The organism is Chryseobacterium wanjuense, assembly GCF_900111495.1.
Lineage (GTDB): Bacteria > Bacteroidota > Bacteroidia > Flavobacteriales > Weeksellaceae > Chryseobacterium > Chryseobacterium wanjuense.
The window spans coordinates 139057-161322 of sequence record NZ_FOIU01000004.1 but is presented as its reverse complement, the minus strand read 5'-3'; the positions used below and the strand labels follow the sequence as shown (position 1 = coordinate 161322).

The following is a 22266-nucleotide window of genomic DNA, read 5'->3' as shown; positions in this document are numbered from 1 at the left end:
CTATTTTTTTCAACCAATAGTGATATCATTATTTAATTTTTAAAGATATTCTACATAATAAAAAAGCCTTGAGCAGATACCCAAGGCTTTATTTTTAATATTACAATTAAGTTTTTTTATTTCTTAATGAATTTAATGCTTTCAGAAATAGTATTGTCTTTAATAGTAATGATATAAGTTCCTTTTACTAAATCAGCAACTCTTACCTGATTATTGTCAATGGTTCCGCCTTTTACAAGCTGGCCCACTGCATTGTGGATTTCAAATTTAGCTTTGTTTGAAACATTCGTGATGTTTAATACATCATTTGCAGGATTAGGATACAATCCGAAAGTTTCTTTTTTCACCACTTCATGGGTAGCTAATACCTGAGCTTTCAATGTTCTGCTTTGTGTAGAGCTGAAATGAGATCCCGAAAGCAATACATTACCTGACTGAGATTTGATATTATAATATCCTCCGTATGGATAAAGCCCATCTCCGTAAGAGTCATTGATTGTAAATGTATAACACTCGTTCGGATTCAAAGTCCAGTTAAATGTCTTTAAAGCCGGTAAAGTAGGAAATGTAACATCTGTATAAGGACCACCGCTCTCAACTACTGTTCCTGCGCTGTTTTTCAATGACCAAGTCGTTTCAGTTCCGTAAGAATCCAACTGAAGATTAAATACAACGTTTGTATCCATTCTTGTAGGAGCTCCTAAATAATTAACAGAAATATTACTGTTTGAAGCTCTCTGATCTGCTCCTCCATTAGCTGAAGTTACATTGATGTTCATATAGCCTCCTAATGAAGCTGCGTTCATCGGTAAAGTTACAATATCAAATTTATCCTGAGCCAGGTTTCCTGACCAGTTGTAAGTTTGTGTGTTTCCGTTTACAGAATATGTGATAACAGCTGAAGTTAACGGGCTTGTTCCTCTGTTATAAAGAGAAACTTTTACGTTTTGAGCTGTTGTTGTAGAACAACCTATTGTGCTGCAATCTCTTTCCAGTTTCACTTCAGCATCATTTGCAAATAATGCAATTGGCATATCTGCAGTTGAAGTTTTAAGTTCAAGTCTTCTAGGAGAATTGTTCATTACCGCTGTGATTCTGTCTTTCTGGTTCACCGTAAAAACATTCATACAAGTATCGTTTGTATAGTCCATGTAATTTTGAACCATTTCGAAAATCGACGGGCTATCGCAGCTAGCAATACTTGCGTTACAAGTATAGTTGGAAGTATGTGCCGTTGGTGTATCTGCACAGTAATCTGTACCACAAGCAAGATCTCCCCAAATATGTCTTAACCCTAAAAAGTGTCCTACTTCGTGAGTCATTGTTCTACCTTTGTCATAAGGTGCAGCCAATATAAACGTTCCATTGTTATAATCACTGCTTCCAAATGTTGTGTATCTCGCAACCACACCATCTGTGTATGCTTCTCCTCCATTAGCATTCAGACCTGGAAGACCAGATCCTGAAGGGAATTGAGCGTATCCCAAAATCGTAGAACTGTTTGGGAAGTTTATACTCCACATATTCATATATTTTGTAGTATCCCAGATTGTTTCTGGTTTTACAAATGTTTCGATCTGAGCCTGAGTCCATGAAGGCTGGCAAAGATTTACCCTGTCGATACCGTTTGTTGGGTTACCATTCGGGTCTACTTTTGCCAAAGCAAACTGAATTTGTGTATCAGCCCCTACTGCATTTGTATTGAAACCCGGAGTTCCTGCTAATCTACGGAAATCGTTGTTCATTACCGTGATTTGAGAAATTACCTGCTCATCAACAATATTCGGAGCCACTCCTACCGCCTGACCATTATGAATAACATGGACAACAACAGGAATCGTAATAATATTTCCGTTTTGTGATTTTTCTACTTTTGCGTTTCTGATCAAAGGAGCCAGCCAAGATTCAAACTGTTCGGCAGTCATTCTTCCAGGAAATTTCTCCTGAAGATAATTTTCGTATTCTACAGTAGAACATCTGTCAAAACCATTCGATTTTGCAAGTTCACTCTGTGGTTTGTTTACATTAAATTCAGCATTCTTTTTTCCACCTGTATTTTGAGCATTTATTCCTGCTGCAAAAAAAGATAGCATAAAAAGAAATACTTTAGAAGTAGTAGATTTTCGCATTTAATCCTTTTTTTTAATTTCGCAAATATATACCTTTTAGGCTTACAAGATGTCAAAAAAATTATTAAAAAGAATATTTTAACATAAATAAATTATTAAAAATTATTTTTTCAAATAAAATAATGGATAAGACTTATTTTTTACATTTAACAATAAAAAGCCCTGAATAATACTATTCAAGGCCTTCATTATTTATTTAGCTTAATACTTTAAAATATTATTTAAATTAAAGATATATTAGAATTTATAAGCAATATTCCAGGCAAAACCCATATTAAATTTAGAAGAGCTTCTTCCAAATCCGGGAACAATCATAGGCTGAATATCATCCTGTTTTGTGGTAAACACCAAATATCTCGGCTGAAGATTAACATCGATATAAAAATCAGACTCAAATAGCTGAACTCTTCCTCCAATCGTGCCTTCCAGCCAATACGAAGACTGTGTAGATGACGGAAATGCAATAGAAGAATTGCTTCCTCCGTAACCGCGAACCGGAACTGCCATATATTCCTGCGTATAGAATGACCCTCCGATTTTCCCTCCGGCGAAAAAGCCGTTGAACTCGTTTTCCGGATCTCTAGCCAGCATATAAAATGCACCTAATTTCAGGAAAGGACCGTTGACTTTTGCATCATAACTGTTTTTATTATAAACATTAGATTCAAAGCCGGCCTCGATGATTCCGTGAATATTATCTTTAACTTTTGATGATATAAAACCCTGATACAATTTTCTGTCTGAGAAAAAAGAAACTCCTGTATTCAGAACATCAAAACCAACCATAAAATTCGGTTTGTATTTCCATTTTTCTTTTTTGGCTTCCTTATTCTCCTGAGCAAAGCTCAAAAGGCTTATTACACTAAAAAAGAAGGTAAAGATTAGTCTTGTCTTCATTCTCAATAAAGTTTTGTCCGGCTTCCAAAGCTTTTACCGGATTAGTTGTTGTAGGATCTAATACTGAATTCAAATCTTCGTACGTTTTCTTAATTCCGCAACCCGGAGAAACGTAAATAGATTTTGTCGTATAATTTATTCTCACTTTCGATTCAGCACCGGTTTTTGAAGTTCTGAAATACACATCTGTAAAGGGCGAATCGTCCACTCTTAAAGGAATTACCCTGGAAGTAATGGATGTCTGCTTACCAAGCTCCACTTTTCCTGAGCCATAATCTACGGCTACATATAGAGAATCCATCGTTTTTTCTTTTCCTGTATCAAAATTTTTGAATGACACTTTCATTCTCGGCGTTCCTTCTCCGCTTTCGCAAATATCATCATCGCCACCGCAAGAAAACAGCAAGCCTAAAAAACAAATGGCTATGAGAAGTTTAAAATATTTCATCTTCCTATTCAGATTTGATGGTCAAATTTAAATAAATTATTTTTTAATCAGCAATGCAATATTTTCTACGTGATGCGTTTGCGGGAACATATCTACAGGTAAGATCTTCACAACCTTATAATGTTCTTTCATTAAAGCCAGATCTCGCGCCTGAGTTGCAGAATTACAGCTTACATACACCACTTTTTCAGGGGAAAGCTTCAATATCTGTTCTACTACCTTCTGATGCATCCCGTCTCTTGGCGGGTCGGTGATCAGCACGTCTGCTTTTGGATGATTGGCAAGGAATTCATCATTGAAAATATCCTTCATATCGCCGCAATAGAATGTTGTATTGGTCAATCCGTTCAGTTCGGCGTGCTCGATGGCTGCATCGATGGCTTCCTGAACAGATTCTATTCCGATCACCTGCTTTGCATTTCTTGCCACATATTGAGCAATTGTTCCTGTTCCCGTGTATAAATCGTACACTACTTCATCACCTTTTAAATCAGCAAATTCCAACGTTTTTCTGTACAATTCCAGGGCTTGCTTATAATTGGTCTGAAAGAAAGATTTTGGACCTATTTTAAACTTCAATCCATCCATTTCTTCCATTAAGAATCCTTCTCCGAAATAGGTATTAATATTTAAATCGTAGATAGAATCATTAGGTTTAGGATTGATCGCATATACCAGCGTTTTAATTTGCGGGAATTTTTCCAGTAAGAATTCAAAAAGCTTTTCTCTGTTTTCTTTTTCTTCTCTGTACAGCTGGAAAAGAACCATCCACTCACCTTTTGAGTTTTGTCTCATCATTAAAGTTCGTAAGAAACCTTCATGATTTTTAACATCAAAAAAATCTAAGCCATTCTTCACGGCATAGTCTTTTACCGCTAATCTTATAGCATTAGAAGGATCTTCCTGAAGGAAACATTCTTTAAGGTCGAGAATTTTGCTCCACATTCCGGGAATATGAAAACCCAGAGCGTCTTTATTTCCGAAATTTTCTTCAGAACTTATTTCATATTGAGTAAGCCATCTCGCATTGGAGAAAGAAAACTCCATTTTATTTCTGTAAAAATAATGTTCTTCCGAACCTAAGATTGGAACTGTTTCGAAGTCATCAATGCCTCCGATTCTTTTAATATTATTATAAACCTCTTCCTGTTTGAAGGCAAGCTGTTTTTCATAGCTCATATTCTGCCATTTGCAGCCGCCGCAGACCCCAAAATGGATACACTTCGGTTCTACCCTGTCAGGAGATCTTTCAAGAACTTCTATCGCTTCCCCTTCGTAGTATTTTGATTTTGCTTTTTTTACTCTTACATTAACAATATCTCCGGGAATTGCTCCGGAAACCATTACCGTTTTTCCCTCTTCAGTTCTTCCGATTGCTACTCCTTTGGCTCCAGCATTTAAAAGCTTTATATTTTCAAGAATGAGATTCTTCTTATTTCTTTTCATTAAGAGATTTCTATTGTTCGTATTGTTTTTATATTTAAACTTTGTCAGAGATTTTCAACTTTGACAAAGTCGAAAATCTGCATTTCAGTTTGCAAAAATACAATAAAAAAAACCTTATCCGAAGACAAGGTTTTTATCTATATTCAATTTAAATTATTTTGTCTGAGCCGGTTGAGGATTTGCCTGTTGCTGAGCTGCCTGTTGAGCCGCTACTACAGCAGGATCCATACCCATTCCCGGTTGTAACTGAACGTTAGGATTTACTTTCGGAGCAGAAAGCCCAGTTTGTTTATCCAATACTGTTATTACATCTTGTTCTCCCAAGTTTACAAATACTTTGCTTGCAATTTTACCGTCTTTATCTACAACGATGAAACAAGGTAATTTGAATCCGTAAACTCCGTATTTTTTTGCAATTTCAGAATTTAATCCTCCTTCTCCATATACATTAGTTCCTGCAATTCCTTTCAGTAGAGAGTTACTTGTTTTTATGAACTGATCTTTCGTATCATCTACATTTACGAATACGAAATTCATTTTAGACTTGTAAAAGTTCACAACTTCTTTCAATACAGGGATTGTCGATTCACCGATGTAAGGATTCCATGATGCGTAGAAAGTTAATAAGTAAGGTTTTCCTTTATTTTCAGAAAGTTTGTAAGCTTTTCCGTCTTGTTTTACCAATGATGCTTCAGGAGCTAATTCACCCACTTTGAAACCATTGATAGCAAACTGAATTTTCTTTAAATCTTCCTTGATGGTAGCATCTTTAATATCTGTATCGATGATCTTTTTGATTTTCTCAACAGTCTTTTCAGAGCTTCCAAGATGCATATCTGACTGAGCCATTACAAAAGCCAAAAGATAATCTTTAGCGGTTTGTGAAAGATCTTTTTGATTCTTTTTCAAATACTCAGAGAACAATTCTGTAGTTGTAATATCCGTTTTTCCTTTGCTGTTTGCTTCTGCATATTTCTGGAAATCTGAACTCATTTTCCCTAAAAGGTATTGTCTGTAGTAAGGGTTTTCTTTTACCATTACATCTTTATTCTCCTGAAGTTTGTTTTCAAAATCTGTGAAAGCTTTCGTCACTTTGAAAGATGGGTTACCCATTTGCTTGTGAGTCAGCTCATATTGGTTCATGATCGTCAATAAAGTACTCGCCAGATCGTTTTTCTTCCAAGTGATGATTTCGTTATCAGGACTGAATTTTTTTACATTTTCATCGATATTCTTATTGATATCTGCCTGAACTTTTTCAATTCCTTTTAAGAAAGTTTTTTCATCTTTCATGATCAACTCATTCATGTTAACTGTCTGAGCATATGTTGAAAGATATTTTTGAGTAGCTGTAAAGAAATCGTTGTTTTTCTTAGCATCTCCAGTGATCACATATTCTGATGGGAAAGTCAATGCATTACCTGAAATCTCAAGTTTCTGACCTCCTTTTAGATAAATTAAATTTTGTTTTCCACCATAAGAAATTACATACATTCCGCTTTTAGGAGCTTCAAAATTTCCGGAAAAAGTTCCGTCTTTATTTACCCCGATATTGATTAATGGTAATGTAGCAACTCCCGAAGCTTCAATGAATTCGATTCTCTCCAAAGGAGAACCGCCAGTAATTTTTCCTTTTACTTCTACTTTTTTAGAGCAAGACACCGCAAAAACCGCGATGATAAACAATAAAAGATATTTTTTCATTTTGAATTTTATAATTACGCAAAAATAAGTTTTTCGATAAACTAATTACAATTAAATACTACTTTTATGAAAGATTTAACTAAAAAAATCGCCATCCAATAAGGAGACGATTTTTTTGTGGTATATTAAATCAATTCTATCCTTGATCAACGAAAGCCGCCATGTACTCTCTGTTCATTCTGGCGATGTTTTCAAGGGAAATTCCTTTAGGACATTCCACTTCACACGCACCTGTGTTTGAACAGTTTCCGAAGCCTTCTTCGTCCATAGCTTTCACCATGTTCAGAACTCTTCTCTTCGCTTCTACTCTACCCTGAGGAAGTAGTGCAAACTGAGAAACTTTAGCCCCAACGAATAACATTGCAGAACCGTTTTTACATGTAGCCACGCAAGCTCCACATCCGATACAAGCCGCAGCATCCATTGCTTTGTCTGCATCTTCTTTAGGAACCGGAATTGCATTGGCGTCCAAAGTATTACCTGAAGTGTTCACCGAAATGAAACCACCTGCAGCCATTACTCTGTCGAATGCGCTTCTGTCTACCATTAAATCTTTAATAACCGGGAAAGCAGCACTTCTCCAAGGTTCAATAACGATCGTTTCACCGTCTTTGAACATTCTCATGTGAAGCTGGCAGGTAGTAATCCCTGTATCCGGACCGTGTGCTCTACCATTGATGTAAAGAGAACACATCCCGCAGATCCCCTCACGGCAGTCGTGGTCGAAAGCTACCGGCTCTTTTCCTTCGTTAATAAGATTTTCGTTAAGGATGTCCAACATTTCCAAGAATGAAGAATCTGTAGAAACATCCGATATTTTATAAGTCTCAAACTGACCTTTAGATTTATTATTTTTTTGTCTCCAAATTTTCAGCGTAAGATGTAAGCCTTTTTTTGCACTCATAATGTTATATTTAAAGATTGGAGATTATTTGTAACTTCTCGTTTTAACTTCGATGTTGTCGTAGATCAGCTCTTCTTTATGCAACACTTCCGCGTTGATATCACCTCCCTGATATTCCCAAGCTCCGACGTATTTGTAATTCACGTCATCTCTTTCCGCTTCTCCGTCCGGAGTTGAGTGGTCTTCACGGAAATGTCCTCCACAAGATTCATTTCTGTGCAATGCATCGATAGCCATTAATTGTCCCAATTCCAGGAAGTCTGCTACTCTGAATGCTTTTTCAAGCTCAGTGTTCATCCCGTTATTATCTCCGGGAACCTTAACATTTTTCCAGAAATCGTTTCTTACTTCTTCGATTTCCTTGATCGCTTCTCTTAAACCTTCAGGAGTTCTTCCCATTCCTACTTTATTCCACATAATGTTTCCTAATTGCTTATGGAAATGGTCTACTGAATGTGTTCCTTTATTATTTAAGAAGAAATCAACCTTTTCTTTAATTCCTTTTTCAGCTTCGTCGAATGAAGGTGAATTTGTAGGAATAGCTCCCGTTCTGATATCTGCAGATAAGTAATCTGCGATCGTGTAAGGAAGTACAAAATATCCGTCTGCAAGACCCTGCATCAGCGCAGAAGCTCCCAATCTGTTCGCTCCGTGATCCGAGAAGTTGGCCTCACCGATTACGAAACATCCAGGGATGGTAGATTGAAGGTTGTAATCTACCCAAACACCACCCATTGTGTAGTGAACTGCAGGATAAATCTTCATTGGAGTTTTATAAGGATCATCAGCAGTAATTTTTTCGTACATTACGAATAAGTTACCATATTTCTCCTCAATCCACTTTTTACCAAGATCATAGATCTGCTGTTCGGTCGGGTTATGAATATGTTTTTCGATAGCGGCTTCTTTACCTTTTTTCATGATCTCTGTAGAGAAATCAAGGTAAACACCTTCCTGAGTATCATTATTTTCGATTCCGAAACCAGCGTCGCATCTTTCCTTAGCTGCTCTAGAAGCAACGTCTCTAGGTACAAGGTTACCAAACGCAGGATATCTTCTTTCCAAATAATAATCTCTGTCTTCTTCTTTAATATTTTCAGGTCTTAATTTCCCTTCTCTGATGGCTACTGAATCTTCAATTTTCTTAGGAACCCAGATTCTTCCTGAGTTTCTTAATGATTCAGACATCAACGTCAATTTAGACTGCTGCGTTCCGTGCACCGGAATACAAGTCGGGTGAATCTGTACATAACAAGGGTTTGCGAAGTACGCTCCTTTTTTGTGGATTTTCCAAGCTGCAGAAACGTTGGATCCCATTGCATTGGTAGAAAGGAAATATACGTTTCCGTAACCTCCGGATGCAATGACAACAGCGTGAGCAGAATGTCTTTCGATCTCACCCGTTACCAGGTTTCTTGCGATGATACCTCTTGCTTTTCCGTCTACGATTACAAGATCCATCATTTCGTGACGGTTGTACATTTTAATTCTACCTTTACCGATCTGACGGCTCATTGCAGAATATGCACCTAATAATAACTGCTGACCAGTTTGTCCTTTTGCGTAGAAAGTTCTTTTTACCTGAACCCCACCAAATGAACGGTTATCTAGTTGACCTCCGTACTCACGTCCAAAAGGAACACCCTGAGCAACACATTGGTCGATAATATTTGCAGAAACTTCAGCTAATCTGTAAACGTTGGCCTCTCTCGCTCTATAGTCACCACCCTTGATGGTATCATAGAATAATCTGTATGTAGAGTCACCGTCTCCCTGATAATTTTTAGCTGCGTTGATACCTCCCTGAGCCGCAATAGAGTGTGCTCTTCTTGGAGAATCCTGATAGCAGAATGCCTTTACGTTATATCCCTGCTCCGCTAAAGTAGCCGCAGCAGAACCACCTGCCAAACCTGTTCCCACAACAATAATATCAATCTTATCTCTGTTGTTTGGTGCAACAAGGTTCATATGGTCTTTATGATTTTTCCATTTATCCTTTAAAGGACCTGCTGGAATTTTTGAATCTAATTTACTCATAAGTATATTGATATTATTATTGAGTTACAAAGTGAAAAATTGCGATAAAAATAAAACCTGCAGGAATAAGGATTGAATACCATTTTCCAAATGCCTTAATTACCGGAGTATATTTTGGATGTCTCGCTCCCACTGACTGGAAAGACGACTGAAACCCGTGAGCCAAGTGTAATCCTAATAATACAAAAGCAATTACATACAAAGCCACTCTCCAGATATCAGCAAACTTTTCGTGCAATTCTGGCCAGAAACGTTCTGCATCAGGAGCAATACCTTCTACATACTTATAATTGATCTCATGTAACCAGAAATCGTAAAAGTGTAATGCCAGGAAAGCCAACACAACAGCTCCGGAAATAATCATATTTCTAGACATCCATGAAGAGTTCACAGAAGGATTGTTTGCAGCGTACTTTACAGGACGTGCTTTGTTATTCTTAATTTCAAGAACAAATCCCATAATGAAATGGAAAAGAACCGCAAAACCAAGAATAGGCTGCATTAAGAACTGTACAAACGGATTATACCCCATAAAGTCAGAAGCCGTGTTGAAAATATCACGATTCGGCAATACAGATAATAAGTTTGTCGTCAAATGCAGTATAAGAAAAATCAGCAAAAATAAAGCTGATAATGCCATAGCATATTTTCTACCTATCGTAGAACTCGTTAAACCTGCCATAAAAAGTTTAAATTTGATTTCCCACAAAATTAAGAAATGTTAACTATATCAAAAAGTGAGAAATCTCACAATTAGACAGTTTGTAATCTTTCTAAATAAGAGCTTAAAATGGTACAAATAAAGGAATTTAAGAAAAACTTAACAATTAATTTATCTCATAAATTTTACCATCATAAACAACTTGCCGGGCAGACTTCGGGGCAACCTTCATTTCAACATTATCCAACCTTCTTGAAGAGCAATAAGGATTAATAATAAACTGCGTAATCTTCTGTTTATCTGAATTTTCCTTGATCCAGAAACACACTTTATTTCCTTCTTTTATTGATAATACTTTATTTTTAGAGAAATCGTGAACCAGAATTTCCGTCTTTTGATTTTCATAAAAGTTGAATCCTATCCTTAAAATGAAAAATGTAAGCACAGCCATCATCAATCTTGCCAAATTTTTAAAGTTATATTTTAAAATGGCAAACCTCATCAAATAAACAATCAAAAACAAAGAAAAAACTTCAGCCAGATTCATAGGAATATTTTCAAAAAACACACTGTCGAAATCCGCAAACCAATGAATCACTTTTAATAAAATTTGAATAATATAGTCGTAAACGGTATTTATTAAAGTAAAATCAAGACTGAAAGCAATCAAACCCGTCATGACAAATGAGAAGACAATAATAATTTCCGAAAACGGAACAATGAAAAAGTTGGCCACGATGGAAATCAAAGAAAATTGATGAAAATAATACAATACCAAAGGCAATGTAGCCAATTGTGCAGATACGGAAATTGAAATCGTATTGAAAATTAATTTTTTAAACCAATTATTCTGTTTTGGAAAATATTTTAAAATCGGCTGATTCAGCCAGAAAATTCCTAAAACCGCCAGAAAACTCAATTGAAATCCGACATCAAAAATCTGTTGCGTATCAAAAATCAAAATAATAAAAGCAGATAAAGCCAGAGAATGCAATACATCCGGCTTCCTTTGAAGCAATACATACACAAAATAAACACTCAACATAACACAGGAACGTACCACCGAATTTCCCAATCCAATCAATAAAGCAAAAAGCCAGATGAAAATTAAACTTAAAATAATTGCATACTTTCTAAATTTTAAAGGAAAAAATTTCATCAATAAAAAATAAAACAATCCAAAAATCACAACGATATGTGTTCCCGAAATGGCCAGAAAATGCACCAATCCGGATCGGTTGAAATCCTGTATGGTCTGCGAATCTATCTCTGTACGATCGGCGAGAATAATTCCTTTTAGAAAATCTTTTGTCTTTTGAGAGATCTCTGACTTATCAATATTTTGAAGCAGTTCCAGTCGTTTTTGTGAAAATTTTTCAATGAAGCTTACATCTTTTCTTCCAGCAGACAAAATATCACCATTACTATAACACTGATAATCAATACTTTTTCTTTTTAAATATTTAGCATAATCAAACTGGAAATCATATTTTGCAGGTTTGGGACTTGTGATAAAAGCTTTTGTTTTATAATAATGATTAAAATCCAATTCCTGATGATCTTTCGGAACGTACAAAACCGCATTCACAGTTTTCTTATCAACATTAATTACCGCTTCATACTTTTTATTTTTTTCAGTTGAATTTAATTTCTTGGAAATTTTAAAAATAATAAATTCATTTCTAGGAACAGATAAACTTTGAGGTGAAAAAGAATTAAAAAAATGTAGAATAATTCCAATTCCGAAAAACATTATTCCTAATAAATAAGGTTTTGCTTTATGCAAAAAATACGACTTGAAAAACGTAGCAATAAATACCAAAAGGCAGATCCCGATAACAAGATAAATATAATTTTTATCCAAAGAAAGTTTGTCCTGAAGCAAAACTCCAACAATGAAACAAACTGCAAGAATGAGTAAAGGCTGTTTATTCAACTGAAAAAATTTGTGTTTCCGCAAAAATATTTATTCAGATAAAAATTTGCACATCAAAATTTCAGAATTTTAAAAACCTCATCAAATTCATTATTTAAAAGAAAAATCGCAGAAAAAACTTCTACGATTTATAGTATATTTTTAAAAATTTTAAACTTAAAAAAATCAAAATTCTCCGGCAGCCTCTTCTCCGGAAACAATCGCTCCCTCCATAAAACCCTGCCAATCTGCAAGATGTTCTCCCGCAAAATGTGTATGCATAAAAGGTTCTTTCAATACCGGCCTCACGCGGAACCACTGTCCGGGACCGTAAATCGCATAAGAACCGTGTGACCGCTGATCGTTGCCCCAATAATAATTGGCCTGCTGCTTCAGGTGAGACTTTACATCCCCGAAAACAGGCTGCAATGTCTCCTGAACACTTTTAAAATTGGTCATATCGTTTTGATTGGCTATCACTGCGGCTTTGTCGCCAATACTGTAAGAAATCAGCACGCCCGACGATCCGGATTGCCCTTGGGTCGCGTGATAGAAATAATGTGGCAACTGATCGGTCACCATATCAAAATTTTCTGATTTCCAGAAACGATTGTCGAACAGCATGGCATGTTTATTAATCCGTGCATATTGAAGTTCATTAAGAGCTTCGATTTTATTTTCAGGTAAACCGGGCTTCCAGTCTATATTTTTAAGGGCAAAAGTCGGCAGGGTACAAATGACTTTATCCGCTTCGAAAACTTTTCCGTTGGCACAATATACTTTTACCTTATCGCCTTGTTCAATGCGGGTTACAGCATGATTCAGCAGTATTTTTTCTTTTCCTAATTTTTCCGAAAGTCTTTGAGCCAACATCGTGTTGCCCCCGATAATTTTCTTGTCCATTTGATTTTGGGTATCTCCGGTATTTTCCACATATTCGGAAAGGGCTGCATTGGCCGAGACTTTTCTTATGCTTTCTCCAAAATCTGTGCTGTCCATCAATTCCCGAAGATCAAGATCACGGTCTTTGCAGCCGTTATTCACCAAATACCGCCACCAATCCATTTTATCAAGAATCAATTTATCTTTATCATTAAGATGCCTGTAGTTTTCCAGCAGGCTTTCCATTTTTAATTTCCAGTTTTTACTGAAATCCCATTGTCGTGCAGGACTATAAATGCCCTTGTACAAAAGGTGGGTATCCATTTGGTTTTCGGATAAATCTAATTTCAATTCATTACAAAGCTCAAGAATTCTGTTGTGTGAATTGCCTACCCATTCAGCGCCGAGTTCTACAACCAGATTATCATTCATCTGGTGAGAAAACACTCTGCCGCCAATTCGGTTTTGGCTTTCCAGTACGGTTACGTCAAAATTTCTTTGATTGAGCTTATTTGCGGCTGCAAGCCCGGAAAAGCCGGCTCCGATTACGATGACTTTCTTTTTACCTGATAAAATGAAATTGGCAAAAGACGAGCTCGGAATCATCAGACCACCGGCAGCAAGCAGACCTTGTCGTATAAAGGACCTTCTCGTTGTCATAAAATATGTTTTTGGTTAAAAGTTTTTTAAATATCAATGCGCTCAAAAACATATATCCAACAGAAGGTACGCGTCTTAAATGTAATGAAAATTATATTACAAATAAAAAATCGCAGAAAAACTTCTACGATTTATATTATATTTTTAAAAAAATTTTAAACTTTCAAAATCACCTCAGCCGCATGATCACTGGCTCCGCTACCTCCTAATTTCTTCCTCAAAAGTTCGTAATCATTCAAAACCTGTGCTCTTTTATCACCATCTATAATCTTTTTCAATTCTTCAACTAAATTTTTAGTATTCAAATCATTTTGGATCAATTCCTTTACAACTTCCCGATCCATAATGAGATTAACCAAAGAAATATAATTGATATTTTTAACTAATCTTTTCGCAATAGCGTAAGAAATTTTACTTCCCCGATAGCAGACCACTTCCGGAACATTGAGTAAAGCAGTTTCTAAAGTGGCTGTTCCAGAAGTTACTAGAGCCGCTTTCGAACATCGCAATAAGTCATAGGTTTTATTGGAAACAAAATGCACATTATCATCAACATACGTCTGATAAAAATCTTTCGGAAGACTTGGCGCTCCGGCAATTACAAATTGATATTCTTTAAAATAAGGTCTCACAGAAAGCATCATTTCCAACATTTTTTCCACCTCCTGTTTTCTCGAACCGGGCAAAAGGGCTATGATTTCTTTTTCGTTTAAGCCGTTTTCTGCTTTAAAATTTTCAGTATTAATTTCCTGCAGGTCTGAAATGGCATCTAATAAAGGGTGCCCCACAAAGTGTGAGTGAACCCCATGTTTTTTATAAAAATCTTCCTCGAACGGAAGAATCACCATCATTTCATCTACATATTTTTTGATGATCTCTACCCTTCCTTCTTTCCAGGCCCAAAGCTGCGGTGAAATATAATACACAACTTTTATCCCCAGCTCTTTGGCGAATTTTGCAATTCTTAAATTGAATCCCGGATAATCAACCAAAATCAAAATATCCGGCTGATGGTTTTTGATATCCTGTTTGCAATATTTAATATTATTCAGAATGGTACGAAGATTTTTTGCCACTTCCAAAAAGCCCATAAAAGCAAGGTCTTTGTAATGTTTTACCAATGTTCCACCCTGAGCAGCCATCAGATCGCCACCCCAAAATCTAAATTCTGCAGCGGGATCTTTTTTCTTCAAGGCTTTCATCAAATTACTGCCGTGCAAGTCTCCGGAAGCCTCTCCTGCGATAATATAATACTTCATTTTTCTGAAATCTCTTATTATTTATATGTCATCAAGAATCTCTTTTATTCTATTTAAATTAAATTTGAATTATGGGAGGTTTCTATGATAGGAATAGAGAACAAATTAAGCCTTTGTACGATCTTAATTTGTAAATTTGTTCAAAGATAATGATAAAAAATGTCAGAAGAATTTGAAATCCGAAATAAAGTTGCAGAAAGTGGCCTCATCAATTTTGATCTTACCGATCTTGTTCCGAAAGGAGAGAGAAAAGGGATTGATCTGAAAGATTTTCTCTTCATGGAAATGATTTTAAAAGAGAAAGATTTTCGTGAAAAAGTGGCAGACATCAATGTTGAAGAGTATCGCGACACATATGTTTACATCTACAATTCTGCGGATGCTATTGTTCCGCTTTGGGCGTATTTTTTAATCACGGCCAGACTTACGGATGTCACTAAAAAGATCGTTTTTGGAGACCGCGAAGATCTGGAAGTCATTTTAATGCATAATGCCATTAGAAATCATGATTTCGGGGAAATGAGGGGAAAAAGAGTATTGGTAAAAGGCTGTTCAGACAAAGAAATTCCCGAAAATGCTTATATCGAATTGGTAGAACAACTGAAGCCGATCGTAAAATCTTTAATGTTCGGAGAGGCGTGTTCAAACGTTCCGGTTTTTAAAAATTAATATTTTAAAATCAATAGCTTAAAGAATTCTATAAACTTTAACAGTGTTTTTTAATTAAAAAAAATTATCAAAGAATATTTTTGATAACTTTGGTTTACTTAACAATTAAAATAAACACAAACTATGAGTTTAATCGACCTACTTACAGGAAACACAGGCAATCAGGTTGCTGAACAGGCCGAAAACAAATTCGGGATCAGCAGAAACCAGGTCATTGCTTTATTGGCAGTAGCTGCCCCATTGATTATTTCTTATCTCAGAAACAAATCTCAGGACACGAATGAAGCTGAAGCGTTGAACAATGCTTTGGATAAAGATCATGACGGAAGCATCCTGGACGATGTTTCTCAGGCAGATGCAAGACAGGCTGAAGGAGGCTCTATTCTAAATCATATTTTTGGTGGAGATAAGCAGAATGTAGAAAATCAGCTTTCTCAGAATACAGGGATTTCCATTGACAAGATCGGACCGATTTTATCAATGCTGGCTCCGGTAATCATGGGATATATCGGCAGAGAAAAACAACAGAATAATGTTGGTGCCGGTGGTTTGGGAGATCTTTTGGGAGGAATTCTCGGAAATGCTTCCAATCAGGCTCAGAATCAGCAATCCAGTCCGTTGAACGACATTTTAGGAAGTGTTTTAGGTGGTGGACAATCTCAATCTTCGGGCAATCCTTTGAATGATATTCTGGGAAGCGTTCTTGGAGGAGGCAATCAGCAAAAGCAGCAAGGCGGTGGCGGATTGGGAGATATTCTCGGAGGCTTTTTTGGCGGAAAATAATTTAATTTGTAATAAAAAAAGGCCGGAGAAAATTTCTCCGGCCTTTTTTATGTCTTTACTTTTTAGCTTTTTCTGCGGAAGCTTCTATCGATTTTGAAGCCTTTCTAGGTCTTCTTTTACCATAACTTCCGTTGTTGATTTTTCCTCTTTTTGATTTTTTGTCTCCTTTTCCCATAATAATAAATTTAGTTGATTATTACGAATTTAGAAAATCTGGCTTTAAGGACAAATATCCGGGCTGTTAAAATTTTTATAATCTTTTATTTTTGGCTGGAAGATAGAGGCTGGAGGCTGGAAGTTTTAAACCCAAGAAAATTTACGTTGCAATAGTAACTTCCATCTTCTATCTTCCCTGCCACCTACACTTTCACCGTCTTCCATTTTCCTCTTTTAAACAAAATAAAAGCGACAATTGTGATCAGAGTTTCCGCAGCAGGAATGGAGATAAAAACGCCTTTTGGCCCCATCCCGAAATGTTTGGAAAGAAAATATGCCAAAGGAATCTGAAACAGCCAAAACCCAAAAACATTCACCCAGGTCGGCGTCCATGTATCGCCTGCCCCGTTGAAAGCGTTGATCATTACCATCCCGATTCCGTAGAAAATAAATCCGACACTCATAATGTGTAAGGCATTTTTAGCAAAATTTTTAATTTCAATCTCCTGTGTAAAAAATCCTACCAAGAAGTCACCTAGCAAGAAAAATATTAAGCTTACCGTCAGCATGAAAATCACATTGTATTTCACCGTTTTCATGACAGATTGTTCGGCTCTCAGCATTTCGTTGGCTCCCATGTTTTGTCCGACCAGAGTGGATGCAGCATTGCTCAGTCCCCAAGCCGGAAGCATGAAAAACATCATAAGTCGTAAAGCCGTTTGGTATCCCGCCGAAGCATTTTCACCGCCAGTTGTGGCAACCAGTTGTGCCAGGAAAATCCAGCTGCAGGAAGCGATCACGAACTGAAAAATCCCTGGGGTTGCGATTTTTATGACAGATTTTATTAAATCAAAATCAGGTTTAAAATATTTTGTTTGAATTCTAATTTGCGTATCTGCAATTAAAAGATGGTACAATTGATATATAACGCCAATACTTCTTCCGATCGTGGTTGCCAAAGCGGCTCCCGTTAAACCCATTGCCGGAATTGGTCCAAAACCTTTGATTAAAACCGGACACAGAATAATATTGGCAATGTTCGCGATCCAAAGAGATTTCATAGCAATGGCGGCATTTCCTGCCCCTCTGAAAATTCCGTTAATTAAGAATAAAAGCATGATAATAACGCTGCTTCCCATCATAATTCTCGTAAAATCCTTCCCGTAAAAGGCGGCTTCCGGTTTTGAGCCCATCAGAATTAAAATTTCTTCAGCATAGATCACTCCGAATAAACTTAAAATAAAAGTTACCGCAAACGAAACCAATAAAACCTGCGCCGCACTTCTGGAAGCCTGTTCAGGATTTTTCTCCCCGATTCTTCTTGCTACCAAAGCCGTTGCAGCCATACTCATCCCGATCGCGATGGAATACATGACAGAAAGCACAGATTCCGTAAGACCTACCGTCTGGATCGCATAGCCGCTTTCTTTCAGGTGCCCTACAAAATATAAGTCGACCAACGCAAAAACAGATTCCATCGCCATTTCCAGCATCATGGGAATCGCCAGCAGAAGCACTGCCGTTCTTATACTCGTCTTTGTGTAATCTACATCGTCACCGCTTAACGCCTTCTTGATAAAGTCTATATACTTCGTCATAACCTTTCCATTTTAGTTTTAAGCAAAAGTATTAATTCAAAAATGATTGAAACTTAGCATATGGAAAGTTTTACGAAAAATTATTCTTGAAGTAGTTCTTAATAATTTGTTTTAAAAACATCCAAAAATCTTATCTTTGCACTCGGAAAATTCAATGTTCAGCATTCTATGTTTTGGGTTTGATATTCAAAACTTTAAACGGGAAACTCTGAACCTTGAACTTTAAATATTGAACTTTAAACAAATAATTATGTTTCGATCGCACACAAACGGAGAATTATCTCTTAAAAATCTTAATGAAGAAGTTACACTTTCAGGATGGGTACAAACCATTCGTGATAAAGGATTTATGATTTGGATAGATCTTCGAGATCGTTACGGAATTACTCAGTTGTATTTTAGTCAAGAAATTTCTTCTAATGAATTATTTGAAGAAGTAAAAAAATTAAATCGTGAATTTGTTATCCAGGTTACAGGAAAAGTAATTGAAAGAAAGGATAAAAATAAAAATATCCCAACAGGAGAAATTGAAATTTTAGTTGAAAAATTAACAGTACTTAATGAATCTCAACTTCCGCCATTTAAGATTGAAGATGAAACGGACGGCGGTGAAGAACTGAGAATGAAATACCGTTATCTGGATATCAGAAGAGCTCCGGTAAGAGATAAATTGATCTTCCGTCACAAAATGGCGCAAAAAGTGAGAAATTATCTTTCAGACGAAGGATTTATTGAGATTGAAACGCCTGTTTTAATTAAATCAACTCCGGAAGGAGCGAGAGACTTCGTTGTACCGAGCAGAATGAATCCGGGACAGTTTTACGCTTTGCCACAATCTCCGCAGACTTTCAAACAATTGTTGATGGTAGGCGGAATGGATAAGTATTTCCAGATCGTAAAATGTTTCCGTGATGAAGATTTAAGAGCCGACAGACAGCCGGAATTTACACAGATTGACTGTGAAATGGCTTTTGTAGAACAGGAAGACGTCATGAATGTTTTTGAAGGAATGACGAAAACATTATTACAAGATATTACCGGTCAAAAATTTGACAAATACTTCCCAAGAATGACTTTCGCTGATGCGATGCAGAAATACGGAAACGACAAACCGGATATCCGTTTCGGAATGGAATTTGTCGAGCTGAACGAATTGGTAAAAGGAAAAGATTTCAAAATATTTGATGATGCGGAATTGGTTGTCGGAATCAATGTTGAAGGATGTGCAGATTATACAAGAAAACAAATCGACGAGCTTGTTGACTGGGTAAAAAGACCTCAGATTGGAGCTTCGGGAATGGTTTGGGTTAAATTCCAGAATGACGGCGTAAAAACTTCTTCTGTGAATAAATTCTACAACGAGGAAGATTTAGCGAAAATTATTGAAAAATTCGGAGCTAAGGAAGGCGATTTAATGTTAATTCTTTCAGGAAACGAAAACAAAGTAAGAACTCAGCTTTCTGCGTTGAGAATGGAGCTTGGAAACCGTCTGGGATTAAGAAAAGGCGACGTATTTGCACCACTTTGGGTTGTTGATTTCCCGTTATTGGAATTTGACGAAGAAAGCGGACGTTACCATGCAATGCACCACCCTTTCACGTCTCCAAAACCGGAAGATATTCACTTATTGGAAACTGATCCGGGAAAAGCAAGAGCCAATGCTTACGATATGGTTCTTAACGGAAACGAAATCGGTGGAGGTTCTATCAGAATTTTTGATAAAGATTTACAATCAAAAATGTTTGATTTGTTAGGATTCTCGAAAGAAGAAGCAGAAGCTCAGTTCGGATTTCTGATGAATGCCTTCAAATATGGAGCTCCGCCTCACGGTGGTTTGGCTTTCGGATTTGACCGTTTGGTAGCTATTCTCGACGGAAACGAAGTGATAAGAGATTATATCGCGTTCCCTAAGAATAACTCAGGACGTGATGTGATGATTGATGCGCCTGCTGCGATTGCCGAGGCACAGCTCGATGAATTGCAATTGCAATTGAATTTAAAAGCATAAATTTAGAGCGGAGATTTTTCTCCGCTTTTTTTAATTAAAAATATCATGACTGAAGAAATTCTGACCTACAATACTCCAAATTCAGAACAAATTTTAAGGCAAATCAATCAATACGAATTCAAAAGAATTTGGGAAAATAATTTGAAAAAAAACAATAAAAATCTTTTTTGGACTGTTTTCTTTCTTCTGTTAGCGGGTTTCATGTTGTTTTATAAAGAACATCTAGGTTATTTTTTTGCAGGATTGGGCTTAATGTATATTTCAATATTTATCAATTATCGCTCAATATATAGAAAGCAGAAAGAGAAATTAAACACTTTACTTGATAAGGAAATTAAAGATCTTACAACAAATTCAAAAGATGTGATTTGGGAATTTACCCCTACCTATTTCAGGTTCAAAAACTATAAATCAGATTTTAAATTTAACTGGGAGACTATTAGCTATTGTCTTCTAGACGATCAATATTTATATATCACAGTCTCTCCATATATGAATTTCATTTTAGACAAAGCCAATATCGACGAAGAAAATTTCAACAAAACCATAGATTACCTTAAGAATAAATCACATTTTAAAGCAGTTTAATTATTAATTTTCATTTTCAACGGCACAATCATTGCACGCTCTTACACAAAACGTAAGACAATGAAAGCAATTTGGAACGGCGCCATTGGCTTTGGTTTAGTCAATATCCCTGTAAAGATTTATTCCGCCACAGAAACCAGCAAGTTGGATTTGGATATGCTTGATAAATCCGATTTTTCTAATATTAAATTCAAAAGAGTCAACGAAAAAACAGGGAAAGAAGTAAAATGGGAAAACATTGTAAAAGGTTATCTCATGGACGATAAATACATCATTCTTGAAGAAGAAGATTATGAGGCGGCAAGCCCCGAAAAATCAAAAATACTTTCTATCGATCAGTTTGTAAAAGAAGTGGAAGTAGATTCCGTTTATTTTGAAAATCCTTATTATCTGGAACCTCAGAAAAATGGCGAAAATGCCTACAGACTGTTGTTAAAAGCCTTATCTGAAACAGAAATGGTAGGAGTCGGAACATTCGTTCTTCGTGAAAGTGAAGCGATCGGAATGATCCGTCCGTACAATGATGATGTTTTGATTTTAAACAGATTAAGATTTGCCCAGGAAATCAGAGATTATAAAGACCTGAAAATTCCGGCCAAAAAAGCTCCGAAACCTGCCGAACTCAAAATGGCAATAAGCCTTATAGAACAGCTTTCCCAAGAATTCGATCCCGAAATGTATAAAGATACTTACACCGAATCTTTACTAAAAATAATCAAACAAAAAGCTAAAGGTAAAGGTGTAAAAGCTAAAAAAGCCGAACCTGCAAAAGAAGGTAAAGTGATTGACCTGATGGCACAATTGAAAGCCAGTTTACAAACTCCCAAATCTAAAAATGCATCGTAATGGCTCTTAAAGATTATAACGAAAAAAGGAAATTCGACGAAACCAGCGAACCGCAAGGAAAGACAAAAAAAAGCAAAGACAAACTTATTTTTGTGATTCAAAGGCATGCTGCATCGCGGCTTCACTATGATTTCAGGTTGGAAATGGAAGGCGTTCTGAAAAGCTGGGCCGTTCCGAAAGGTCCGTCATTGGATCCGAAAGACAAACGTCTGGCGATGATGGTGGAAGATCATCCTTACGATTACAAAGATTTTGAAGGAAATATTCCCGAAGGAAATTATGGAGCCGGACAGGTGGAAATCTGGGACAGCGGAACCTACGAACCATTGGACGAAAATTCTAAACTTTCTGACGAAAAAGAATTGTTGAAAGAATTAAAAGCCGGTTCGTTAAAATTCATTTTACACGGAAAAAAATTAAAAGGTGAATTTGCCTTGGTTAAAATGAAAAATGCCGAAAATAATTCTTGGCTGCTCATTAAACATAAAGATGATTTTGCAGAAGAAAATTATGATGCAGAAGAAAATACCGCCAAAAATTCTCAGGTCACCAAATTTTTAGAGGAAAAAAAAAGCCTAAAAAGCAGCAAAAAGAAGTCATAACAGACACAAAACCACGATTTCAACGATTCAATTCTTTAGTTGACGAAAAAAAACTAAAGAATTTCATTAAGCCC

General features: G+C 36.4%; 19 protein-coding genes. 6 read left to right on the top strand and 13 right to left on the bottom strand.

The genetic code is table 11. The features are described 5' to 3' along the window. Window positions 1-116 precede the first annotated feature (116 nt). The 11 genes from BMX24_RS19220 to lpxB all read right to left on the bottom strand — a co-directional run bounded on the left by BMX24_RS19220 (window position 117) and on the right by lpxB (window position 14942). Window positions 117-2129 (bottom strand): M43 family zinc metalloprotease, encoded by a 2013-nt coding sequence (locus BMX24_RS19220; protein WP_089795743.1) that lies wholly within the window; start codon window positions 2127-2129, stop codon window positions 117-119. Between the two features lie 237 nt (window positions 2130-2366). Then, window positions 2367-3026, bottom strand: a complete 660-nt coding sequence (locus BMX24_RS19215) for a DUF6048 family protein (RefSeq protein WP_089795741.1) — start codon at window positions 3024-3026, stop codon at window positions 2367-2369. Then, complete coding sequence (locus BMX24_RS19210) at window positions 2992-3474, bottom strand: DUF6452 family protein (RefSeq protein ID WP_089795739.1); 483 nt, start codon at window positions 3472-3474, stop codon at window positions 2992-2994. The genes BMX24_RS19215 and BMX24_RS19210 overlap by 35 nt, the downstream gene beginning before the upstream one ends. Window positions 3475-3510: 36 nt before the next feature. Then, on the bottom strand, window positions 3511-4920 hold the full coding sequence (gene rlmD, locus BMX24_RS19205) for a 23S rRNA (uracil(1939)-C(5))-methyltransferase RlmD (RefSeq protein WP_089795737.1): 1410 nt from the start codon (window positions 4918-4920) through the stop codon (window positions 3511-3513). Window positions 4921-5073: 153 nt separating this feature from the next. Beyond that, window positions 5074-6624 carry a TlpA family protein disulfide reductase gene (locus BMX24_RS19200; RefSeq protein ID WP_089795735.1) on the bottom strand — a complete coding sequence of 517 codons (1551 nt, stop codon included), beginning with the start codon at window positions 6622-6624 and terminating at the stop codon, window positions 5074-5076. Window positions 6625-6760: 136 nt separating this feature from the next. Continuing rightward, window positions 6761-7528, bottom strand: coding sequence for a succinate dehydrogenase/fumarate reductase iron-sulfur subunit (locus tag BMX24_RS19195; protein WP_089795733.1), 768 nt, complete (start codon window positions 7526-7528; stop codon window positions 6761-6763). Window positions 7529-7552: 24 nt separating this feature from the next. Beyond that, on the bottom strand, window positions 7553-9565 hold the full coding sequence (locus BMX24_RS19190) for a fumarate reductase/succinate dehydrogenase flavoprotein subunit (protein WP_089795731.1): 2013 nt from the start codon (window positions 9563-9565) through the stop codon (window positions 7553-7555). A gap of 16 nt (window positions 9566-9581) precedes the next feature. Beyond that, window positions 9582-10247, bottom strand: a complete 666-nt coding sequence (locus BMX24_RS19185; RefSeq protein WP_089795729.1) for a succinate dehydrogenase cytochrome b subunit — start codon at window positions 10245-10247, stop codon at window positions 9582-9584. Window positions 10248-10392: 145 nt separating this feature from the next. After that, complete coding sequence (locus BMX24_RS19180; RefSeq protein WP_089795819.1) at window positions 10393-12162, bottom strand: ComEC/Rec2 family competence protein; 1770 nt, start codon at window positions 12160-12162, stop codon at window positions 10393-10395. Between the two features lie 165 nt (window positions 12163-12327). Further along, the gene (locus BMX24_RS19175; protein WP_089795727.1) at window positions 12328-13683 is read right to left on the bottom strand and encodes a flavin monoamine oxidase family protein; all 1356 of its coding nucleotides are present in this window, start codon (window positions 13681-13683) and stop codon (window positions 12328-12330) included. Between the two features lie 155 nt (window positions 13684-13838). Then, window positions 13839-14942 carry a lipid-A-disaccharide synthase gene (gene lpxB / locus BMX24_RS19170; RefSeq protein WP_089795725.1) on the bottom strand — a complete coding sequence of 368 codons (1104 nt, stop codon included), beginning with the start codon at window positions 14940-14942 and terminating at the stop codon, window positions 13839-13841. Window positions 14943-15101: 159 nt separating this feature from the next. Here lpxB and BMX24_RS19165 point away from each other — a divergent pair, with 159 nt between their 5' ends. Together BMX24_RS19165 and BMX24_RS19160 are read left to right on the top strand one after the other, a co-directional pair. Next, window positions 15102-15611 (top strand): DUF2480 family protein, encoded by a 510-nt coding sequence (locus BMX24_RS19165; protein WP_089795723.1) that lies wholly within the window; start codon window positions 15102-15104, stop codon window positions 15609-15611. Between the two features lie 123 nt (window positions 15612-15734). Beyond that, window positions 15735-16394, top strand: a complete 660-nt coding sequence (locus BMX24_RS19160; RefSeq protein WP_089795721.1) for a DUF937 domain-containing protein — start codon at window positions 15735-15737, stop codon at window positions 16392-16394. Window positions 16395-16449: 55 nt separating this feature from the next. Here BMX24_RS19160 and BMX24_RS19155 read toward each other — a convergent pair whose 3' ends face one another. Both BMX24_RS19155 and BMX24_RS19150 read right to left on the bottom strand, forming a co-directional pair. Then, window positions 16450-16569: a 30S ribosomal protein THX gene (locus BMX24_RS19155; RefSeq protein ID WP_089795719.1), complete on the bottom strand. Its 120-nt coding sequence runs from the start codon at window positions 16567-16569 to the stop codon at window positions 16450-16452. A 184-nt stretch (window positions 16570-16753) separates the two neighbouring features. Next, window positions 16754-18148, bottom strand: a complete 1395-nt coding sequence (locus tag BMX24_RS19150) for an MATE family efflux transporter (RefSeq protein WP_089795717.1) — start codon at window positions 18146-18148, stop codon at window positions 16754-16756. 250 nt (window positions 18149-18398) lie between these two features. On the opposite strand from BMX24_RS19150, the gene aspS reads away from it, so the two are divergent. Genes aspS through BMX24_RS19130 form a run of 4 tightly spaced genes read left to right on the top strand, consistent with a single transcriptional unit; the run spans window position 18399 to window position 22192 of the window. After that, window positions 18399-20156: an aspartate--tRNA ligase gene (gene aspS / locus BMX24_RS19145; protein WP_089795715.1), complete on the top strand. Its 1758-nt coding sequence runs from the start codon at window positions 18399-18401 to the stop codon at window positions 20154-20156. Window positions 20157-20201: 45 nt separating this feature from the next. Then, window positions 20202-20744: a YcxB family protein gene (locus BMX24_RS19140; RefSeq protein ID WP_089795713.1), complete on the top strand. Its 543-nt coding sequence runs from the start codon at window positions 20202-20204 to the stop codon at window positions 20742-20744. Window positions 20745-20804: 60 nt separating this feature from the next. Then, window positions 20805-21590 (top strand): non-homologous end joining protein Ku, encoded by a 786-nt coding sequence (ku, locus tag BMX24_RS19135; protein WP_089795711.1) that lies wholly within the window; start codon window positions 20805-20807, stop codon window positions 21588-21590. Next, the gene (locus tag BMX24_RS19130) at window positions 21590-22192 is read left to right on the top strand and encodes a DNA polymerase ligase N-terminal domain-containing protein (RefSeq protein ID WP_089795709.1); all 603 of its coding nucleotides are present in this window, start codon (window positions 21590-21592) and stop codon (window positions 22190-22192) included. Before ku ends, BMX24_RS19130 begins: the two co-directional genes overlap by 1 nt. The last annotated feature ends 74 nt before the right edge of the window (window positions 22193-22266 follow it).